Annotated in this window: 17 protein-coding genes; 10 read left to right on the forward strand and 7 right to left on the reverse strand. The window is 54.2% G+C overall.

Annotated features, from left to right (window positions below; genetic code table 11):
* The first annotated feature begins 66 nt into the window (after positions 1 to 66).
* The gene (locus tag AOY23_RS23210; RefSeq protein ID WP_407830028.1) at positions 67 to 747 is read left to right on the forward strand and encodes a methyl-accepting chemotaxis protein; all 681 of its coding nucleotides are present in this window, start codon (positions 67 to 69) and stop codon (positions 745 to 747) included.
* 10 nt (positions 748 to 757) lie between these two features.
* On the opposite strand, the gene AOY23_RS12940 is transcribed toward AOY23_RS23210, so the two are convergent.
* Positions 758 to 1,900, reverse strand: coding sequence for a GGDEF domain-containing protein (locus tag AOY23_RS12940; RefSeq protein ID WP_054180024.1), 1,143 nt, complete (start codon positions 1,898 to 1,900; stop codon positions 758 to 760).
* A 197-nt stretch (positions 1,901 to 2,097) separates the two neighbouring features.
* Between AOY23_RS12940 and zntB the strand changes: the two genes are divergently transcribed.
* The 3 genes from zntB (at position 2,098) to AOY23_RS12950 (ending at position 4,920) form a co-directional block, all read left to right on the forward strand.
* Positions 2,098 to 3,081: a zinc transporter ZntB gene (gene zntB, locus AOY23_RS12945; RefSeq protein ID WP_054180025.1), complete on the forward strand. Its 984-nt coding sequence runs from the start codon at positions 2,098 to 2,100 to the stop codon at positions 3,079 to 3,081.
* A gap of 274 nt (positions 3,082 to 3,355) precedes the next feature.
* The gene (gene ynaL, locus AOY23_RS22885) at positions 3,356 to 3,502 is read left to right on the forward strand and encodes a proline-rich small protein YnaL (protein WP_200906049.1); all 147 of its coding nucleotides are present in this window, start codon (positions 3,356 to 3,358) and stop codon (positions 3,500 to 3,502) included.
* Between the two features lie 158 nt (positions 3,503 to 3,660).
* Entirely contained in the window at positions 3,661 to 4,920 is a 1,260-nt protein-coding gene (locus AOY23_RS12950; RefSeq protein ID WP_054180026.1) for a hypothetical protein, read from the forward strand.
* Positions 4,921 to 4,956: 36 nt separating this feature from the next.
* Here the strand turns inward: AOY23_RS12950 and ttcA are convergent, their stop codons facing one another.
* Entirely contained in the window at positions 4,957 to 5,892 is a 936-nt protein-coding gene (gene ttcA / locus AOY23_RS12955) for a tRNA 2-thiocytidine(32) synthetase TtcA (protein WP_054180027.1), read from the reverse strand.
* Positions 5,893 to 6,354: 462 nt separating this feature from the next.
* Here ttcA and AOY23_RS12960 point away from each other — a divergent pair, with 462 nt between their 5' ends.
* Positions 6,355 to 6,993, forward strand: coding sequence for an EAL domain-containing protein (locus tag AOY23_RS12960; RefSeq protein WP_054180028.1), 639 nt, complete (start codon positions 6,355 to 6,357; stop codon positions 6,991 to 6,993).
* 85 nt (positions 6,994 to 7,078) lie between these two features.
* Here the strand turns inward: AOY23_RS12960 and nifJ are convergent, their stop codons facing one another.
* Both nifJ and hlyE read right to left on the reverse strand, forming a co-directional pair.
* A complete protein-coding gene (nifJ, locus tag AOY23_RS12965) occupies positions 7,079 to 10,603 on the reverse strand; it encodes a pyruvate:ferredoxin (flavodoxin) oxidoreductase (RefSeq protein ID WP_054180029.1) in 3,525 nt (1,174 codons plus the stop codon).
* A 275-nt stretch (positions 10,604 to 10,878) separates the two neighbouring features.
* On the reverse strand, positions 10,879 to 11,790 hold the full coding sequence (gene hlyE / locus AOY23_RS12970) for a hemolysin HlyE (protein ID WP_054180030.1): 912 nt from the start codon (positions 11,788 to 11,790) through the stop codon (positions 10,879 to 10,881).
* A 442-nt stretch (positions 11,791 to 12,232) separates the two neighbouring features.
* Between hlyE and AOY23_RS12975 the strand changes: the two genes are divergently transcribed.
* Positions 12,233 to 12,499 carry a putative hemolysin gene (locus tag AOY23_RS12975; protein ID WP_054180187.1) on the forward strand — a complete coding sequence of 89 codons (267 nt, stop codon included), beginning with the start codon at positions 12,233 to 12,235 and terminating at the stop codon, positions 12,497 to 12,499.
* Here AOY23_RS12975 and hslJ read toward each other — a convergent pair.
* Positions 12,496 to 12,918, reverse strand: a complete 423-nt coding sequence (gene hslJ / locus AOY23_RS12980; RefSeq protein WP_054180031.1) for a heat shock protein HslJ — start codon at positions 12,916 to 12,918, stop codon at positions 12,496 to 12,498. The genes AOY23_RS12975 and hslJ overlap by 4 nt on opposite strands.
* Positions 12,919 to 13,045: 127 nt before the next feature.
* Positions 13,046 to 14,035, reverse strand: coding sequence for a 2-hydroxyacid dehydrogenase (locus tag AOY23_RS12985; RefSeq protein ID WP_054180032.1), 990 nt, complete (start codon positions 14,033 to 14,035; stop codon positions 13,046 to 13,048).
* 270 nt (positions 14,036 to 14,305) lie between these two features.
* Between AOY23_RS12985 and leuE the strand changes: the two genes are divergently transcribed.
* The 4 genes from leuE (at position 14,306) to AOY23_RS13005 (ending at position 18,270) form a co-directional block, all read left to right on the forward strand.
* On the forward strand, positions 14,306 to 14,944 hold the full coding sequence (leuE, locus tag AOY23_RS12990) for a leucine efflux protein LeuE (RefSeq protein WP_054180188.1): 639 nt from the start codon (positions 14,306 to 14,308) through the stop codon (positions 14,942 to 14,944).
* Between the two features lie 164 nt (positions 14,945 to 15,108).
* Positions 15,109 to 17,748: a YdbH family protein gene (locus AOY23_RS12995; RefSeq protein WP_054180033.1), complete on the forward strand. Its 2,640-nt coding sequence runs from the start codon at positions 15,109 to 15,111 to the stop codon at positions 17,746 to 17,748.
* Positions 17,748 to 17,939: a YnbE family lipoprotein gene (locus AOY23_RS13000; protein WP_054180034.1), complete on the forward strand. Its 192-nt coding sequence runs from the start codon at positions 17,748 to 17,750 to the stop codon at positions 17,937 to 17,939. Before AOY23_RS12995 ends, AOY23_RS13000 begins: the two co-directional genes overlap by 1 nt.
* 7 nt (positions 17,940 to 17,946) lie before the next feature.
* Entirely contained in the window at positions 17,947 to 18,270 is a 324-nt protein-coding gene (locus AOY23_RS13005) for a YdbL family probable chaperone protein (RefSeq protein WP_054180035.1), read from the forward strand.
* On the opposite strand, the gene feaR is transcribed toward AOY23_RS13005, so the two are convergent.
* Positions 18,271 to 19,170, reverse strand: a complete 900-nt coding sequence (gene feaR / locus AOY23_RS13010) for a transcriptional regulator FeaR (RefSeq protein WP_054180036.1) — start codon at positions 19,168 to 19,170, stop codon at positions 18,271 to 18,273.
* Positions 19,171 to 19,383: the final 213 nt, after the last annotated feature.

Genomic DNA, 19,383 nt, shown 5'->3' on the forward strand with positions numbered 1-19,383 from the left:
GCGTTGTCGGTGATGACGGAACAGCAGTCTGCGACCCTGATGCAAACGGCAGCCAGCATGGAGGAAATGGCTGCCAGCACCCGTAATAACGCGGAAAATACCCGTCTCGCCAGCGAACGTGCCAGCGACGCCACCCTGCGCGCACGCAAAGGCGGGTCGCTGATGGGCGATGTGGCTAACAATATGGCCTCTATTACCGACTGCGCCCGCCAGATGACCGAAATCATCACCCTGATTGATGGTATCGCCTTCCAGACAAACATTCTGGCGCTGAATGCCGCAGTGGAAGCGGCGCGGGCGGGCGAACATGGAAAAGGTTTTGCCGTGGTGGCGGGGGAAGTCCGCAGCCTGGCGCACCGCAGCGCTGAAGCCGCGAAGAATATTAAAGCGTTGATCAGCGTCACCAGTGAAAACGTCACCCAGGGAGCGGACATCGTGGGTGAAGCGGAAAAGAACATGCAGGAGATCGTTGCCGGTGCCGGTCTGCTGAACGGCCTGATGGAGCAAATCTCGGTCTCAACTCTGCAGCAGGAAAGGGGGATCGCGCAAATTGCGCAGGCCCTGACCGAACTGGAAAAGGTCACTAACAGCAATGTCGCGGTGGTGGATGAGCTTGCCGGTTCGTCAGATGTGCTTAAACAGCAGGTGGTGGATCTGCAGTCACGCACGCGCCGTTTCCGCCTGCACGAGCAGACCGCGCCGGGGTTAACGTCCGTGAATGTGCGAGCGCTCGGGCGCGCGTTCTGAGCATGACCGGTTATTCATGGCGGTTCCAGGTGACGAAACAGTTTCGCCCCTGTTGTTTGGCCTGATAAAGCGCGGCATCGGCATGGGCAATCAGTGTGCGGGACGCCATGCCGTGCCGCCAGCTGGCGATGCCCTGACTGACGGTAACGCGGGGAACCACTGGCGAACCCGGATGCTCAATGTTCAACTGGCGAAGGTCTTCAGCAATGGCCTTCGCCACGTCGATGGCCTGCGCTTCATTACTCTTTGGCAGCAGTACCACGAACTCTTCGCCGCCAATTCGCCCCGGAATGCCCGTCGCATGCAACGATGCGCGCGCCAGACACTGCGCCAGCGTCGCCAGGCAGCGATCCCCGGTCTGGTGACCAAAGTTGTCGTTATAAAATTTGAAGTGATCAACGTCGAGCATGATCAGCGAAAAATCGCCGCCTTCGCGCTGGTGGCGAACCACTTCTTCTTCGAGGCGCAATTCAAAAGCCCGCCGGTTGGCGATGCCAGTCAGCGGATCGCGATTGGCCAGCAACTCCAGTTGACTGATGAGATCGGCATTTTTCTGCTGGGTTTGCAGCGCCAGAATGAACCAGTTATTCAGCATCCGCCGCCCGGACTCAATCAGCCCCGCCAGCAGTACCCACAGCAGCGAGTACAGCACCGTGATATTGGCGTTGTAGACCATCGAGGTAATAAAGATAGTCAGCCAGATCGGGGCGATAAAACTGAGCAGGACGTGAGGATTAAAGTAGAGCGAAATCAGGGCGCTGAACAGCAGTACGGCGGCAAACGGGAACACGATTTTTAAATCGTCACTGGCAATCAGGATATAAAAACAGGCCGACCAGCACAGACTCTGGGTAAGCACCGCCGCCTGCGCCAGCTTTCCCAGCCAGGGCGCGTTTTGAATTGGCGCCAGCCGCTGGATAAACAATCCCGACGAGGAGATAAAAAGCACCATCGCCATCACAGTCTCCATCACTGCCGACGGAAGGTGACTCGCCACGGGAAGGCTGTCGGTAGAAAAATAGGTGCGTCCCAGGATAAAAAGCGCGAAAAGAATATTCACCCACAGAAACCACACGCTACTGGTTTTTAACGCCAGCCCACGCATTTCAACGAGTAGCAGGTCAAAGGCCTGGCAGGGGGCATTGGTGGTCACTGTCCTCTCCGGATAACAAAATCGCTTCAATTCTACCGCTATTTGTTAACTTTACTGATATCGCGAACGTTGTCTATCCCTGGTGTCTATAAACGCGCTATTCATTAAAGAATTCATAGCCATGGCGACGCGCTTTATTGAATAACTTTGCCATGACGCTAGACTAGTGGGATCAACCTGTTGTGATCGGAGGCGGTATGGAAGCCATTAAAGGCTCGGAAGTTAACGTGCCGGATGCGGTATTTGCCTGGATACTGGACGGGCAGGGTGGCGTAAAACCGCTTACCGATACGGATATCATCGACAGCCAGCATCCCTGCTGGCTGCACCTTAACTATACCAACCCGGAAAGTGCGCAATGGCTCGCCACCACGCCGCTGTTGCCAAACAATATTCGCGATGCGCTGGCGGGCGAAAGTACGCGGCCACGTGTAAACCGTCTGGGCGAAGGGACGCTGATTACCCTGCGCTGCATCAATGGCAGCACCGAAGAGCGCCCGGATCAGCTGGTCGCCATGCGGCTCTATATCGACGAGCGGTTAATTGTCTCCACCCGGCAGCGCAAAGTGCTGGCGCTGGATGACATTGTTAATGATTTGCAGGAGGGGACCGGCCCGACAGGTTGCGGCGACTGGCTGGTGGATATTTGCGATGCGCTAACCGATCACGCCAGCGAATTCATTGAAGATTTACACGACCGCATTATTGATCTGGAAGATGATTTGCTTGATCAACAGATCCCTGCGCGCGGTGTGCTGGCGTTGCTGCGTAAACAGCTGATTGTGATGCGCCGCTACATGGCGCCGCAGCGGGATATCTATGCTCGTCTCGCCAGCGAACGTCTGCCGTGGATGAACGACGATCAACGCCGCCGGATGCAGGACATCGCCGACCGTTTAGGCCGCGGGCTGGACGAAATCGACGCCTGCATCGCCCGCACGGGGGTGATGGCGGATGAGATCTCACAGGTGATGTCGGAATCACTGTCGCGTCGCTCTTACACCATGTCATTGATGGCGATGGTATTTTTGCCGAGTACGTTTCTGACCGGGCTGTTTGGCGTTAACCTCGGCGGCATTCCGGGCGGCGGCTGGCACTTCGGTTTTGCGCTGTTTTGCATCATGTTGGTTGTGTTGATTGGTGGTGTTACCTGGTGGTTGCATCGCAGTAAATGGTTGTAAAAAATAACTTTTTTAACATTTATTGAACATAAAAACGCCGTAAAGATTGAGCGAAGTCAATAAACGCAGTTTCTGTTCAGGGCAAACTTTCTCTTGCAGGTGAATGCAACGTCAAGCGATGGGCGTTGCGCTCCATATTGTCTTACTTCCTTTTTTGAATTACTGCATAGCACAATTGATTCGTACGACGCCGACTTAGATAAGTCGGCTTTTTTTTGCCTCTTACTCACACTCTTCTACCCTTAACAGAGGGCGACAAGAAATGGAGGCAATAATGAATCCGTATCGATTCCACATGAGTGACCCCGTACCCACCGACCCGGTGCCGGTTCCCGATCCGTTCCCGAGACCAGACCCCATCCCGGATCCGCTGCCTGATCCCGATCCGCATCCGATTATCGATCCGCCGCCGCATCGTTAAAAAATGCCCTCCGTCGGGAGGGCATGACGCATCGCTTGAGCTGGCTCGCAGATTTTCTCTGAAAACCGCGGGATGAGATAACCCTTAAGCTAAACAGGGCGATATACTTCACAGGCGCATCCGGCGCGTTAACAGGAATCCGTGTGAGGCAGGGAATTATGCATCCTTTTAAGAAGACCACACCGCAGCAGCAGGAGCAGCGGCTCAATCAGTTGGCCCAACAATATCGGGATGCGATCGCGCAAAATGATTTTGCAGCCGGTAAAGCCGTCGCCGAAGCGACGCTGCGGCTGGTGCCGCGCAATCCCGGCGTGCTTTCCAGCTATGCGCTCTGTCAGATGCGCACAGGGGAGTATGAGAAGTCCTATAAAACCTATAAAAAGCTGCTGCAAAGCCTGCCGGTGGAACAACTGCCGGATACGACGATCGACGGTCTGGCGGAAGTCTGTGGCTGGCTGAATCGCCCTGATGAACTGCGCCGTTACGGGCTTCTTTCCCTCGAACTGGGGGATAAAAAGTTCGGCAGCGGCCAGGCTTATCCGTTACCGGCGGTACAGCCGCCCGCCTTTAACCCGCGTAATCCGCAGGAAAACGTTATCGCGTTTACGCTTTTCGGCGCACTGCCGCGTTACTGTGAAAGCGCTGTGATGAATGCGAAGGTCAGCAAGGATCTGTTCCCGGAATGGCGCTGCCGCTTTTATCTTGATGACAGCGTGCCGCAGGCGGTGCAGCAGCGTTTGCTGGCGGAAGGCGCTGACGTGATTAAAGTGGAAGGGGAGCAGCATCAGACCATTCCGCCGTTAATGTGGCGCTTTCTGGTACTTGATGATCCCGCCGTTAAACGTTATCTAATTCGTGATGCTGATTCGTTGTTGTCCGAGCGCGAACAGGCCGCGGTCAACGCCTGGTTGCAGAGCGACCGCTGGTATCACCATATGCGTGATTACTTCACCCATACCGAGCTGTTGCTGGCAGGCATGTGGGGTGGCTGCCGTAATGAAAATCTGCCGTCGATTATCGATCAGACGCGGGAGTATCTGAGCGATCGCGAAGGGCACCGCCGTTTTGTCGATCAATACTTCCTGCGCCAGCATCTGTGGCCGACCATTAAACAGAGCCTGCTCAACCACGACGAGCTGTTTGGTTTCCTTGACGCGCAGCCGTTTCCTGCGCATCCGCCCATCCGCTGGCAGACGGACAAATTCCATATCGGCAGCAACACCAGTTTTCAACTGGCGGGAAAAGAGAGTCAGAAAGACGATGGCGAAATGCAACGCTGGGAAGTGCTGGATGAGCACGGTAACCGGTTGTGCGAGTACGCCAGCCCGGTCGACCATCATCAGTGGAAGGACAGGCTACCGTTTTTCCTGCTCGACCGCGTACTTGCCGGTGAATGGCAAATCAGGAATATCGACTAACACCAGTAAAAAGCCCTCCGGCTGGAGGGCATTGTTTTATTTGATTTCGACCACATCAAGGCGCGTCGCCTGAAAATCAGTCTCGTCATCTTCCGGCTGCCATCCGGCAGGCTGCAGGGGGATCTCTTCACGATCAAACGCCAGATCGCCACCGGCAACGACGTCAGCGCCGTGTGCGAGACCTTTAAAGTCAAACAGCGATTCATCACACAGATGTGACGGCACCACGTTCTGCATCGCGCTGAACATGGTTTCGATACGCCCCGGGTAGCGTTTGTCCCAGTCGCGCAGCATGTCGGCAATCACCTGACGCTGCAAATTCGGCTGCGAACCGCACAGGTTACATGGAATAATCGGGAACGCTTTTGCTTCGGCAAAACGCACAATATCTTTTTCACGGCAGTACGCCAGCGGACGGATCACGATGTGTTTGCCGTCGTCGCTCATCAGCTTCGGCGGCATGCCTTTCATTTTCCCGCCGTAGAACATATTGAGGAACAGCGTCTGCAGGATATCGTCACGGTGATGCCCCAGCGCGATTTTCGTGGCACCGAGTTCGGTGGCGGTGCGATAGAGGATCCCACGGCGCAGGCGAGAGCAAAGTGAGCAGGTGGTTTTTCCTTCCGGGATCTTCTCTTTCACGATGCCGTAGGTGTTTTCTTCCACGATTTTGTACTCAACACCCAGCTGTTGCAGGTATTCCGGCAACACATGCTCCGGGAAGCCCGGCTGTTTTTGATCGAGGTTCACCGCCACCAGGCTGAAATTCACCGGTGCACTCTGCTGCAGGTTGCGCAGGATCTCCAGCATCGTGTAGCTGTCTTTGCCGCCAGAGAGGCAAACCATGATGCGGTCGCCTTCTTCAATCATATTAAAATCGGCGATGGCTTCGCCGACATTCCGGCGCAGGCGCTTCTGCAATTTATTCAGATTGTACTGTTCTTTTTTATTAACTGATTGATTTTCTGACATTATATCGTATCTCTGGTGTCGCCGGGAGCATGACAGTGGCAAACCATAAAGGAGAGGGTCGCATCAGGCATGCCAGGGTGTGGCGTGTATGGTACGGATTCTCGCGCCGAATGCCAGCGTGTTTTTGCAGACGCCATTGGCTGGCGAAAGCGAAATTTACAGATTTATCTAAAATAAGATGATATCAAAAAGCCCTTTTTTCCCGTTTACCCCACCCCGGAATAAACTTAAGGCAAATTAGCCGCTATTCTTTTTCCAACAATAGGAGAATTCCTTTTTATCAATCTGATTCAGCGATCATTAACGCGTTAGTGATAGTCTGTAGCTATCAAATGCTCTTGCACCGATCATTTTAAACGATTTTATTCTATTATTTACCTGTGTAATTCTCTGACAATATTTTAAAACAAAATACAGGATGTGCGGGAGCAAGGATTGTTATCGAACCTATGTTCTGAATTTATGTTAGAGCCCGTCATAAAGCGTTCCGGGAAAATACATTCCTGGGAACTCAAAAAGCAATCTGGTCATGTTAAGGTATTCTCCGGTAATAAGTCAGATGAGAATGTGCTTAACTTCGTCCCGGTGCGGGAGACGGCCTCTCTGGAAAGAGCGTTAACCTTTGTTTCCTCTCTGCCAACAGACATCACGGATACTTCACTCGTTACCGTTAACATCGATGACGAGGGGGCGGATTATATTCTCGATAACCCCGCCACGATGAAGTTTTTATTACAACATGATTTTTTGCGACTGGGCATTGGCAACGGATTTTCTGAATTTATGCCAAATTCGCCCATGAACAGACTCCGAAGGTTGTCAGCGCTTTGCCCGCTGTGGATTGATGATTTCGGTGAGGGCTCAACCAATTTGACATTGCTCACCCGAATGCCATTTGAATATATAAAAATCGCACCTTCTTTTTTCTATAACCACCTGAATACCCAAAGTCTTCGTCATATCATTTCCCACGCGTCACAGGCCTGTCGTGGCGCTATTGTGTGTGGCATCAATAATGAAGAGCAACTGAAAGCGTGCTGGGCCGCAGGCGCCATTGCCGGGCAGGGAGATTACTGGCACAAGCGGCAAATTAAATCATAGCGAAACAGAAGACATTGAAATAAAGCCCGCAGGTAAAAAAATAGCCCGACGTAAAATTCGGGCTATTTTGCTCGTCAGGCTTTAATTACTCAGACGATGCTTTTTCTGCTTTACCTGCCAGTTGTGCCAGAAAGTCATAACGCTTCTGTAAATCAGCGGCGGCCTCTTTCCACAATTGCTCAGCGACCTCGGGCTGCTGCGCGTTGAGGCGACGGAAGCGCTGCTCATTCAACAACGTTTCGGCCAGTGCGTCTGACGGTGGACGGGAATCCAGCGCCAGTGGCAGCTTGCCTTCATCGGCACGGCGCGGATCAAAGCGGTACAGCGGCCAGAAGCCGGTGGCAGTCAACTGGCGCATTTGATCATGGCTCAACGCCAGATCATAACCGTGCTCTTCACACGGGCTGTAAGCGATGATCAGCGACGGCCCCGGATACGCTTCCGCTTCCTGAATCGCTTTTACTGTCTGGTTAAGCTGGGCGCCAAGCGAGATTTGCGCGACATACACATGACCGTACATCATCATGCTGACGCCCAGATCTTTGCGCGCTTTGCGCTTGCCGTGTTCGCCAAATTTAGTGACCGCGCCGAGCGGCGTGGCTTTTGAGGCCTGGCCGCCGGTATTGGAGTAACACTGGGTATCCAGCACCAGAATATTGACGTTCTCGGTCAGGCTTAACACGTGATCCAGCCCGCCAAAGCCGATGTCATATGCCCAGCCATCGCCACCAATCAGCCAGATGGATTTCTCCACCAGCGCGTCGGCATCGGTGAGCAACTCCTGTGCGCCTTCAATACCTGCCAGATGCTGGCGCAGCGCGGCGACCTGTTCACGACGTACCTCCGGCGTGGCTTCCGCATGCAGGGCGTCGTTCAGTTCTGCAGGGAGGTAATCCGCAAAAGTCTCCAGCAGACGCATCACGCGCTGGCGATGTTGATCCACGGTCAGACGGAAACCGAGGCCAAATTCGGCGTTGTCTTCAAACAGCGAGTTGGCCCACGCCGGACCGCGCCCGTTGGCGTCGGTGGTATACGGCGTCGAAGGGAGATTACCGCCGTAAATCGACGAACAGCCAGTGGCGTTGGCGATCAGCATCCGGTCGCCATACAACTGCGTCAGCAGTTTGATGTACGGTGTTTCGCCGCAGCCGGAGCAGGCGCCGGAGTATTCAAACAGCGGGGTGATGAGCTGCGAGGTGCGAATATCAATGCGCTCAAGCGTACTGCGATCGATTTCCGGCAGGTCGAGGAAGAAGTCATAATTCACTTTCTCTTCTTCGACATGCTCGAGCCGCGACATCATATTGATGGCCTTGATGTCGGGGTTCTGTCGGTCTTTCGCCGGGCAGACTTCAACGCACAGATTACAGCCGGTGCAGTCCTCAGGCGCGACCTGCAGAACGTATTTCTGTCCGCGCATATCGCGGGATTTGACGTCCAGCGAATGCAGGCTGGCGGGCGCGTTTTCCATCGCTTCAGGAGGCACGACTTTGGCACGAATCGCCGAGTGCGGGCAGGCAGCAACGCAGTGGTTACACTGGGTACACAGCTCTTCTTTCCAGATGGGGATCTCTTCGGCGATGTTGCGTTTTTCCCAGCGGGTGGTGCCCATCGGCCAGGTGCCATCCGGCGGTAGTGCGGAGACCGGCAGCGCATCACCGAGCCCGGCCAGCATCGCGGCGGTCACGGTTTTGACGAAATCGGGCGCCGCGTCGGAAACCACTGGCGGACGATACGGGCTGGACGCGTTCACCGGTTGCAGCGGCACTTCGGCGAGGGATTCGCGAGCCAGCGCCAGCGCCTGCCAGTTGCGCTCAACGAGATCCTGGCCTTTGCTGCTGTAGCTTTTCGCAATCGCGCCCTGCAGTTCCATCAGTGCGCTGTCGCCTGGCAGGATCTGCGTCAGGTGGAAAAATGCCATCTGCATGACGGTGTTAATACGCGCGGCAAGGCCGCATTCACGGGCGATTTTCGCCGCGTTAACCACATAAAAGCGGGCTTTTTTCTGATTCAGCACCGCCTGAACATCCTGCGGCAGTCGCGCCCACACTTCGTCAGCGTTATAGGGCGTATTGAGCAGGAAGATCCCGCCGGGCTTCAGTCGCTCGGCCATCTGGTATTTATCGATAAACTGCAACTGGTGGCAGCCGACGAAATCGGCGTGTGAAACCAGATATGCCGAACGAATCGGCTGTTCGCTGACGCGCAAATGAGAAACCGTCAGACCACCGGCCTTTTTAGAGTCATAAACGAAATAGCCCTGCGCGTACCACGGCGTCGAGTTACCAATGATTTTGATGTTGTTTTTGGTGGCCGACACGCTGCCGTCGCTGCCGAGACCATAAAACAGCGCTTCAAGCTTCGCGGTTGCCGGGAGGGTATTTTCCGGCAGCGGCAGGGAGAGATTCGTGACGTCGTCGTAAATCCCGACGGTAAAACGCGGCTTCGGTTTTGCCTGGCTCAGTTCCTGATACACCGCCAGCACGCACTCCGGGCCAAACTCTTTTGATGACAACCCATAACGACCACCAATTACTCTCGGCAGGGTTTCACGCTCGCCGCGGTTAAAGGCTTCCGCCAGTGCGGTCATCACATCAAGGTAGAGCGGTTCCGCGTGCGCACCCGGCTCTTTGGTGCGATCAAGCACCGCCACTGCACGGGCCGATTCCGGCAACGCCTCCAGCAGATGTTCAGCAGAGAAGGGGCGATAGAGGCGAACTTTCAGCACGCCGACGCTTTCGCCGCGGGTCAGCAACTCGTCCACCACCTCTTCACAGGTGCCAATGGCCGACCCCATCACGATGATCACCCGTTCCGCCTGCGGATGGCCGTAATATTCAAACGGTTTGTACTGGCGACCGGTGGCGGCTGCGAAATCGTCCATCGCCTGGGTGACGTGATCGTAAACTGCGTTGTACCACGGGTTGGTGGCCTCGCGGGACTGAAAATACGTGTCCGGGTTCGCAGAGGTGCCGCGGATCACCGGGTGCTCCGGATTCAGCGCGCGGGCGCGATGCGCATCAATGGCTTTCTGTGGCATCAGGCTGAGCAGGGTGTCATCGGCCAGCGGCACGATTTTATTGATTTCGTGGGAAGTGCGGAAACCATCAAAGAAATGAATGAATGGCACGCGGCTGTTGAGCGTCGCCATCTGCGAGATCAGCGCAAAATCCTGCGCTTCCTGCACGCTGCCTGCACACAACATCGCGCAACCGGTCTGGCGCACGGCCATTACGTCGGAATGATCGCCAAAAATCGACAGCGCATGGGTCGCTACCGTACGGGCCGCGACGTGCAGCACAAATGGCGTTAACTGCCCCGCCAGTTTGTACAGCGTCGGGATCATCAACAGCAGGCCCTGGGAAGATGTAAAGGAAGTGGACAACGCCCCGGTCTGCAACGCGCCGTGAACCGCCGCGATGGCGCCGGCCTCTGACTGCATCTCGACCACGCGAGGCGTATCGCCCCACACATTTTTTAGCCCGTTACCTGCCCAGGCATCTGCCTGTTCCGCCATCGTTGAGCTGGGCGTAATCGGGTAGATGGCGATAACCTCACTGGTACGAAACGCCACCGAAGCGACCGCGCCATTACCGTCAATTGTGATCATATGGTTTCCAGTACTATCTAAAATGTTGAATAATAAAATATTTACTGTATTGCCATAACCCACCGGGTGCTCCCTGGCGTAAACACGGCAAGTATCCACTTTCCTTGTGTGCCATACATCATTCTGGCAGAAGACTGCTCCATTCGCGTCGCAATTAATGTCCATCAATCCAACGGCATGTGCCCTGGTGCGAACAAAAAAAGACAACCCGCCATATCAGCGGGTTGTCTGTTTAGTGCTATATACCAGAACGCCTGATGACAAATAAAAAATTATCAGGATGCTGGCCCCGGGTTAACTGATTTCTTGCCGTGCCGCGTCTGGTATTCGTTGCAGGTTGAAATCATTTTTCGTGCAGCGTCTTTTAATAAGGAAAGCATTAAGTCATCATAATCGACGTAGAACCGTGTTGTTTCCGTTTCAGTTTTCAACTCACCAATGGTTTTTATCTCAGTAATCAATTTCTGTTTAGCAGAATCGATATCGGTATTCGCCTGTTTGACCGTTTCAGATAAGTTCACAAAGAAATCCTGAACGGATTTTAGCTTTTTCTTTAACTCTGGTATTAATTTCCCTTCCACGACACCGGCGGCAATGGAATAGGAAACGATTAATCCAAATGGCCCTGCGACAACGCCAGCCGCTGCACCGCCGTAGGCTTCCCTGCGAATTTTATCGACCTGAGAATTGAAATAGCTACTTTTTTCAGAGAAATCATTGGTTAACTGGCTATCCAACGCCAGCAGTTTTCCTGATGCAGCGTTGAAGCTCTGGGAGCTTACCAGGAGCGATTTTTGAGCGTCACTGAGTTTTTTGATGCCGTCATCTAATATTTTAATTAAAATATCTTTTTGTGCGCTGGCTTTTTTTTCATTATATTCATCAAATAATGAAATATAAGCAGCAAGCAATTGTGAAGCGACACCACACCATTCATACACCGTCTGCGTCGCTTCAAAGTACTTGTCCTGGCTATCCATCAGCAGGGTTTTAATGTCGCCTACCAGCGTGGAGGCGGCCTGTGAATATTGATCCTTAAAACGGCTGAGCTCCTTTACCGTATCTTCAAACGTATTCCATGGTATAACCTGATCTAAATATTTGTTATAGAGATCTAATGCTTTGTCTGCTGTTTCAATGGATGTTTTAACGACTTCTACGGTTTGACCTGCAGTCATATCAGTCATAATGATTTCCTCCTGAATGTATTTATTCCTGGTAGTGCTTTTTATCTCTATACAATTAGATAGTTGCTCAATGGATTTATGTCAACGCGGCATCAGAGTTTACTATGACAAATATCAATCAACAGATGTCTCTTTTTTGTTTATATTTTAACGTATTGTTTTTAAAGGATATAGCGTTCTGTCGGTAATATATTGTGCGAATTATTAATATTCGCATAGTCCAAAAAAATAACCATAGTCTTTTACTGAAGGATCGCCTGCTCCGTGATGCCATTAATTATTAGCAACGCTGCAGGGTATCGCGGGTGAGATCAAAGGAACGGGAAAAAAATCGCTAAAAAATGTTTCTGTAGCGCATAAAATCGCATATTGGCTCTCGACGTCAGGCGTTGCGCTGCCTATGATGCATAGGATTTTGCTGATACTGAGGGGAGATAAAAAGATGCGAGCAGCTTTTTTAGTGGGATGTGCCGCGCTGTTGCTGTCGGCCTGTAGCAACGAACCCGTACAGCAGGCAACCGCCGCGCATGTCGCGCCAGGGATGCGAGCTGCGATGTCTGACACCGGGCAGGCAAATTGCGCAATGGTAGGTGGCTCGTTGTCCGTCGCCCGTCAACTGGACGGTTCCGCGATTGGCATGTGCGCATTACCCAATGGCAAAAGATGCGGAGAGCAGGCTCTTGCCACCGGGACGTGCGGCAACTACTAATTCACCAGATCAGACAGTCTGTACACCAGCGATTGTTCAGCCGTTGCCAGCGTTAACTGGTCACCGGTCAGGTCGACTTGTGCCCCTGTGCTGAGCATGGCGCTCAGAATGTTATCCAGTTCATTACGTTGCGCATCGGCGCACATCATGCGCGTCATCACCAGATCTTTCGCTTTCAGCTCGCCCTCGGAAAGTTTCCCCTGACCGGTAAAGCGGTTGCACATGCTGCCGGAGAGGTGCATTTTCTCACCGAAACTCAGTTCCGGCGGCGTTTTCCCTGCCGGGATATTTTTACCGTTCACGCTTTCCAGCACGAAACGATGATGCTCTAACTGTGATGCATTGACGGTAACTTTGCTGGTGTTAACACAACCTGCCAGCAGCATTCCCGCTGCCAACAGCAAAATGGTCTTGTTCATTACTACTTCCTGATTATTCACTACATGAATACTTTAGAGGGAGTGTAACTCTACCGCTGGCGACGTCTTTGGGGATTATCTGAAAGTGCTCCCCCGGCGCGGGGGAGCAGAAGGGCGAGGCGATGGATTACACCAGCGCATTCGGGCAGGTGTCGCCGCTTTCAATCTGGCGCAGGTTTTCCAGTGTGGTTTCTGAAATACTGGTCAGCGCTTCGGCAGTCAGGAAGGCCTGATGACCGGTAAACAGCACGTTATGACAGGCTGACAAACGACGGAAAACGTCATCCTGGATCACGTCGTTGGATTTGTCTTCGAAGAACAGGTCGCGTTCGTTCTCATAGACGTCCATCCCCAGCGCGCCAATTTTCTGGGTTTTCAGTGCTTCGATCGCCGCCTGTGAATCAATCAGCCCGCCACGACTGGTGTTGATCACCATCACGCCGTCTTTCATCTGTTCGAACGCGGTCTGGTTCAGCAGGTGATAGTTTTCCGGCGTCAGCGGGCAGTGGAGCGAAATGATATCCGATTCGGAAAACAGCGTCGGCAGGTCAACGTACTCTACGCCAATATCGAGTGCGGCGGCGCTCGGGTAGGGATCAAACGCCAGCAGACGCATGCCAAACCCTTTCAGGATCCGCAGAGCGGCGACGCCGATTTTGCCGGTGCCGATGACACCGGCGGTTTTGCCGTACATGGTGAAGCCGGTCAGTCCCTCAAGAGAGAAGTTGGCGTCACGGGTACGTTGATAAGCGCGGTGAATACGACGGTTCAGCGTCATCATCATGCCAATCGCGTGTTCGGCCACCGCTTCAGGCGAGTAGGCTGGCACGCGCACCACACGCAGACCCAGTTCTTTCGCCGCATCAAGATCGACGTTGTTAAACCCGGCGCAGCGCAGTGCGATATATTTCACGCCATGTTTTTTCAACTCTTCCAGAACCGGACGGCTACCGTCATCATTGACGAAGATACACACGGCTTCGCAGCCGTTCGCTGTTTTCGCGGTTTTTTCGGTTAACAGGAAGTCGAAAAATTCGAGTTCAAAGCCATATGCATTATTAACCTCTTGCAAATACTTTTTATCGTATTGCTTTGTGCTGTAAACGGCGATTTTCATAAGGCTTTCCTCCAGTGATTTATAGCGTCACGGTAGCATACTAAGAAATTTCTTACAATTTTTGAAGTGCTGTGTAATCAAAGGGTTATATGTTGTTAACCCGTGTAATTAAAACGTTATCAATATCTGTAAGCATAAACCTGAATGGGCGATGCCGTGTCCGAAAGCATGTTTGGGGCTTTCAAGGCGACGCGCTCTGCGTTAGCATTCTGTGATCAAGGTAACGCTTTCTGTCTCAGGAAGCTATCAATGGACGAACGGGAGCAATACGTGTTTGCGGAGTTTGGCGTTTTAAACTACTGGACCTACCTGATTGGCGCGATTTTCATCATTCTGGTTCCCGGACCGAATACTTTCTTTGTGCTCAAAACCGGTGTGGCTCACGGGATCCGAAAAGGTTATCTGGCGGCGCTGGGTGTCTTTATTGGTGATGCCGTGCTGATGTTCCTCGCTTACGCGGGTGTCGCGACGCTGATCAAAACCACGCCCGTGCTGTTTAACATCGTCCGTTATCTTGGGGCGATGTATCTGCTGTGGCTCGGCGGCAAAATGCTTTACGCTACGCTGACTCAGCGTGACAAGCACGTAGCCGATGGCGCGGAGCCGGGCAGCGCGATTCTGAAACGCGCACTGGTGCTCAGCCTGACCAACCCGAAAGCGATTCTGTTTTACGTCTCGTTCTTTGTGCAGTTTATTGATGTCAACGCCGCCAGTCCTGGCATCGCGTTCTTCATTCTCGCCCTGACGCTGGAACTGGTGAGCTTCACCTATCTGAGCTTCCTGATCGTCTCCGGCTCCTTCGTGACGCGCTACGTCAAAACCAAAAAGAAACTGGCAAAGATCGGCAACAGCCTTATCGGTCTGGTGTTCGTCGGTTTCGCCGCCCGTCTGGCGACGCTGCAGTCCTGATTAGCACAACGGGTATTCGCGATATCGCGCTTCTGGCGCTGCGTTGCGAATACCCTGGCGGCATCTATCCTTAAAGTGGCCGTGACTTCAACTGGCCTGGCGAACATGCCACAATACCGACTCTGTCTGGTCAGAATAACAATACAGCAGGATATTCGTTGCCCATGAAGGGTCGCTATAAAGCCGCCATTGCGCTGCTTGTGATTTTTTTTATTCTCCCCCTGGCGCTGCTGTTAACATTGACGCGCTGGGTGCCTACGCTCGCGGGGATCTGGCTGCCCGCTGGCACCCGCATCGCGCTTGATGACAGCCCGCGTCTGACCCGTTCAGCGGTTAAAATTCCCTCCCTGCGTTATCTGGTCGGCGACTGCGAACTGGCGCGCCTGTCTGGCGCGGAAATCACCCATCCCAGCCGCTGGCAACTGCATATTGCCTCATTAGATGTCGATTCCGTCTGCCTGAGTAAACTGCCGGAAAGCGAGGCGACACCCGGCGCGCCACGAACACTGGCGGAATGGCAGTCGATGCTGCCCAACAGCTGGCTGACCATCGATCGCCTGACGCTCTCGCCCTGGCAGCAGTGGCAGGGGAAACTGAGCGTCGCTTTAACGCCTGCGATTCAGGACATCACGTATCAGGGCGAGGCCATATCACTGCGTGCGCGCCTGAAAGGGCAGACGCTGACCGTCAGCGAATTCGAAGCGAAAACGGTGGAAGGGCAGCCGCCGGTGAAACTGGTGGGGGATTTCACCCTGCCGCTGGTCCCGGACGGTTTGCCGGTCTCCGGTCATCTTTATTCCTCGTTTGAGGTGCCGCAGGGGCCGGGGCTGGTGGATGCGGAACTGCTCTGGGAGAAAAACCGCGGGCAGCTTATCGTGACTGCCAGCGGCGACCCCGATCCGCTTCTCGATCTCCCCTGGGAAATTACCGAACATCTGGCAACCATCAGTGATGGCCGCTGGCGCTGGCCGTATCAGGGGCTACCGTTAAGTGGTCGCGTGGCGCTGAGAGCGGAGCAGTGGCAGCAGGGCCTCGACGCGATGCAAATCAGTGGTCGTCTTAATGTGCTGACGCAAGGCGATGCGGGTAAGGGCAACGCCGTCCTGACTTTCGGCCCGGGGAAACTGAGCGCGGACAACAGCGCCATGCCGATGCAGCTCACTGGCGAAGCCAAACAGGGCGATCTCATTTTTTACGCAAAGCTGCCCGCAGAGCTCAGCGGTCCGTTGAGTTCTCCGCAACTGGCGTTCGAGCCGGGCGCCTTATTGCGCTCCCGCGGGCGGGTGATTGATTCGCTGAATATCGATGAAATTCGCTGGCCGCTGGCGGGCGTCAGGGTCACGCAACAGGGCGTGGACGGGCGGCTGCAGGCCATTCTGCGCGCGCATGAACAGGAAATGGGCGACTTCACCCTCCATCTGGATGGTAAAGCGGATAACTTCCTGCCGGACAATGGCACCTGGCAGTGGCGTTACTGGGGCGACGGCAATTTCACGCCGATGCAGGCACGCTGGGACGTCGCCGGAACCGGCATGTGGCGTGACAGTGCCATCGTGCTGAACACGCTTTCCACCGGTTTCGACAAGCTGGAATATGGCACTATGCGGGTCAGCGAGCCGCGGCTGACGCTCGACGAGCCGATTGAGTGGCAGCGCGACGAGCAGCATCCCAAATTCACCGGCGCACTGTCGTTTGATGCCGGGCAGACCACCTTCACTGGCGGCAGCGTGTTACCGCCGTCGACGTTGAAATTCAGCGTTACCGGGCGCGACCCGACGTATTTCCTGTTTAAAGGCGATCTTCATGCGGACAGGATCGGCCCGATTCGTCTGCACGGACGCTGGGACGGCGAACGTCTGCGTGGCGAGGCCTGGTGGCCGAAACAGTCGCTGACGGTTTTTCAGCCGCTGGTGCCGCCGGACATGAAAATGACCCTGCGTGAAGGGGAGTTATATGCGCAGGTGGCGTTCTCCGCCGCAGCTGGTCAGGGGTTTGAAGCGGGCGGTCATGGCGTGCTGAAGGGCGGCAGCGCCTGGATGCCGGATAACGAAATTAACGGTGTCGATTTCGTCCTGCCATTCCGTTTCAGTGAGGGCACCTGGCAGCTCGGCACGCGTCGGCCGGTGTCGCTGCGCATCGCCGAAATCATCAACCAGGTTACCGCAAAAAATCTGACGGCGGATCTGCAGGGCAGCTATCCGTGGAGTGAGGAAAATCCGTTATTGCTGAGCGATGTCAGCGTCGACATTCTCGGCGGGCAGCTCACCATGCAGCAGTTGCGGATGCCGCAGCATGACGCGGCGCTACTGCGCCTGCAGAACATCTCGACCAGTGAACTGATTAGCGCGGTGAATCCGAAGCAGTTTGCCATGTCCGGCCCGGTCAACGGCGCGTTGCCATTGTGGCTGAATAATGAAAAATGGATTATTAAAGATGGCTGGCTGACGAATCCGTCGTCGATGACGCTACGCATCGACAAAGACACCGCCGATGCCGTGGTGAAAGACAACATCGCTGCCGGGGCGGCCATCAACTGGCTGCGCTATATGGAAATTTCCCACTCGTGGACCCGTATCAATCTGGATAATCTGGGGCTGCTAACGCTCACGGCGACGATCACCGGCATCAGCCATGTTGAAGGCAAAAGCAATACGGTACATCTGAACTATGCCCATGAAGAGAATGTCTTCGACCTGTGGCGCAGCCTGCGTTTTGGCGACAATTTACAGGCGTGGCTTGAACAAAATGCGGCGCTACCCGCGCCACGCTGCTCAGGCGGCAAGGAATGTAAGGAGCAACAATAATGAGAATATTAACAGTCCTGCTGTGCGCACCGGCGGCCATGATGCTGACAGGCTGCACGCCGCGCATTGAAGTCGCCGCGCCAAAGGAGCCGATTACCATCAATATGAATGTCAAAATTGAACATGAGATCCATATTAAGGTGGATAAAGACGTTGAAAACCTGCTGAAATCGCGCAGCGATCTTTTCTGAGGTGCCGATGAATAAATATCTGCTGGCAACGCTGCTCGGCCTGAGCCTGATGAGCACCTCAGCGCTGGCGCTGACCCTCACCGAGGCGCGGCAGCAGGGGCGCGTGGGTGAAACCCTGAACGGTTATCTGGCGCCCGTCGCGCAGGATAAAGAAACCCTGGCGCTGGTGAAAAGCATCAACGATGCCCGTAGCGAAAGCTACCAACAACTGGCGGACAGCAATAATCTGCCGGTCGATGAAGTGGCGAAAATGGCCGGGAAAAAACTGGTGGCCCGCGCACAGCCTGGCGAATACGTAAAAGGTCTTAATGGTAAGTGGCTGAAGAAATAGTTAACGGTGGCGCTTACGGTATTCCCCCGGCGACACCCCGAAACGCTGCTTAAACGCCGTTGAAAAATGGCTGTGGTCAGTAAAGCCCCAGTTGTAACCAATCCCCGCCAGTTTCTCATCGTCGTGCGCATTGCGCAGCGCCTGCGCGCAGAGATCAAGACGACGATTTTTGATGTACTGCGCCACCACCAGCCCTTTATCGGCGAACATCCGGTACAGACTGCGCACTGACATGCCGGTTTCACTGGCCAGCCATTCAGGGCGCAACTGTTCTGACTGAATGTATTCATCAATCAGCGCCATGATCTTCTGGTACTGCCGCTCGCGGCGCGTGGGTCTGGCGTCCTGCTGATACAGTACCGGGCGCAACAGGCAGATAATGGCTTCCAGCGCCGCCTCGCTTTCGTTCTCATTCATCCCCGGACTGGTCATGCTTTCCTGCAACAGACGGTGACTCAACTGCACCATTGGCAGGGTTTTCGCCAGCCGCTCTGCGCTGCTGATCGCTCGCAGATGCTCCAGTTTCTGGCGTGGCAATAACAGCGACACCTGGCGCGACGTTTGCTGCCAGTAAAATGAGCAGGGGCGCGCGGCGTCGATAAGCGTGATGTCGCCTGCTTCGAGGATCACTTGCCGGTCATCCTGCTCCATGATTGCCTGTCCTTCGAGCTGAAACACGGTATAAAACCAGGCATCGTTGCCGCGTTTGATCTCCTCCTGCGAGCGATACAGATTCACCCCGCGCGTGGTCACGGTGCTCAGTTTTAACCCCCGCGCATAGCCGGATTCGATCTCACCGTAAAATTTTCCGTCCAGCGGACGTGCGGCAAAGTTTCCACATAGCTGGTTGACCTTCGCCAGCCATGCCCGGTAACTCTCTTTGTCGTCTGCCTGCGTCATAGACCATCCCGCCAGGAAAATTGTTTTATTATTGTTACTGTTATGTTGATTAAAACAACCCCATTTCGCCAACTATATGAAAGAACTATTACCCCCGGCACACTTTTACTGCATGAAAAATGCCGTTTGCAGCGCCTGTCACAGCGGCAAAAACGAATGTCAGAGAGAAAAAAGCGCGATCCGCTATCCGCCCCTAGACTGAATGCACTATTG

The organism is Trabulsiella odontotermitis (genome assembly GCF_001297775.1).
Classification (GTDB): Bacteria; Pseudomonadota; Gammaproteobacteria; order Enterobacterales; family Enterobacteriaceae; genus Trabulsiella; species Trabulsiella odontotermitis.

Coding starts and splice junctions, on each gene's coding strand:
- nifJ (WP_054180029.1), bottom strand. CDS start 10,603: ATGATCACAATTGACGGTAATGGCGCGGTCGCTTCGGTGGCGTTTCGT.
- AOY23_RS23210 (WP_407830028.1), top strand. CDS start 67: ATGGCTGCCAGCACCCGTAATAACGCGGAAAATACCCGTCTCGCCAGC.
- ynaL (WP_200906049.1), top strand. CDS start 3,356: ATGAATCCGTATCGATTCCACATGAGTGACCCCGTACCCACCGACCCG.
- zntB (WP_054180025.1), top strand. CDS start 2,098: ATGGAAGCCATTAAAGGCTCGGAAGTTAACGTGCCGGATGCGGTATTT.
- hlyE (WP_054180030.1), bottom strand. CDS start 11,790: ATGACTGATATGACTGCAGGTCAAACCGTAGAAGTCGTTAAAACATCC.
- feaR (WP_054180036.1), bottom strand. CDS start 19,170: ATGACGCAGGCAGACGACAAAGAGAGTTACCGGGCATGGCTGGCGAAG.
- AOY23_RS12985 (WP_054180032.1), bottom strand. CDS start 14,035: ATGAAAATCGCCGTTTACAGCACAAAGCAATACGATAAAAAGTATTTG.
- ttcA (WP_054180027.1), bottom strand. CDS start 5,892: ATGTCAGAAAATCAATCAGTTAATAAAAAAGAACAGTACAATCTGAAT.
- AOY23_RS12950 (WP_054180026.1), top strand. CDS start 3,661: ATGCATCCTTTTAAGAAGACCACACCGCAGCAGCAGGAGCAGCGGCTC.
- AOY23_RS13005 (WP_054180035.1), top strand. CDS start 17,947: ATGAATAAATATCTGCTGGCAACGCTGCTCGGCCTGAGCCTGATGAGC.
- hslJ (WP_054180031.1), bottom strand. CDS start 12,918: ATGAACAAGACCATTTTGCTGTTGGCAGCGGGAATGCTGCTGGCAGGT.
- AOY23_RS13000 (WP_054180034.1), top strand. CDS start 17,748: ATGAGAATATTAACAGTCCTGCTGTGCGCACCGGCGGCCATGATGCTG.
- AOY23_RS12975 (WP_054180187.1), top strand. CDS start 12,233: ATGCGAGCAGCTTTTTTAGTGGGATGTGCCGCGCTGTTGCTGTCGGCC.
- AOY23_RS12995 (WP_054180033.1), top strand. CDS start 15,109: ATGAAGGGTCGCTATAAAGCCGCCATTGCGCTGCTTGTGATTTTTTTT.
- AOY23_RS12960 (WP_054180028.1), top strand. CDS start 6,355: ATGTTAGAGCCCGTCATAAAGCGTTCCGGGAAAATACATTCCTGGGAA.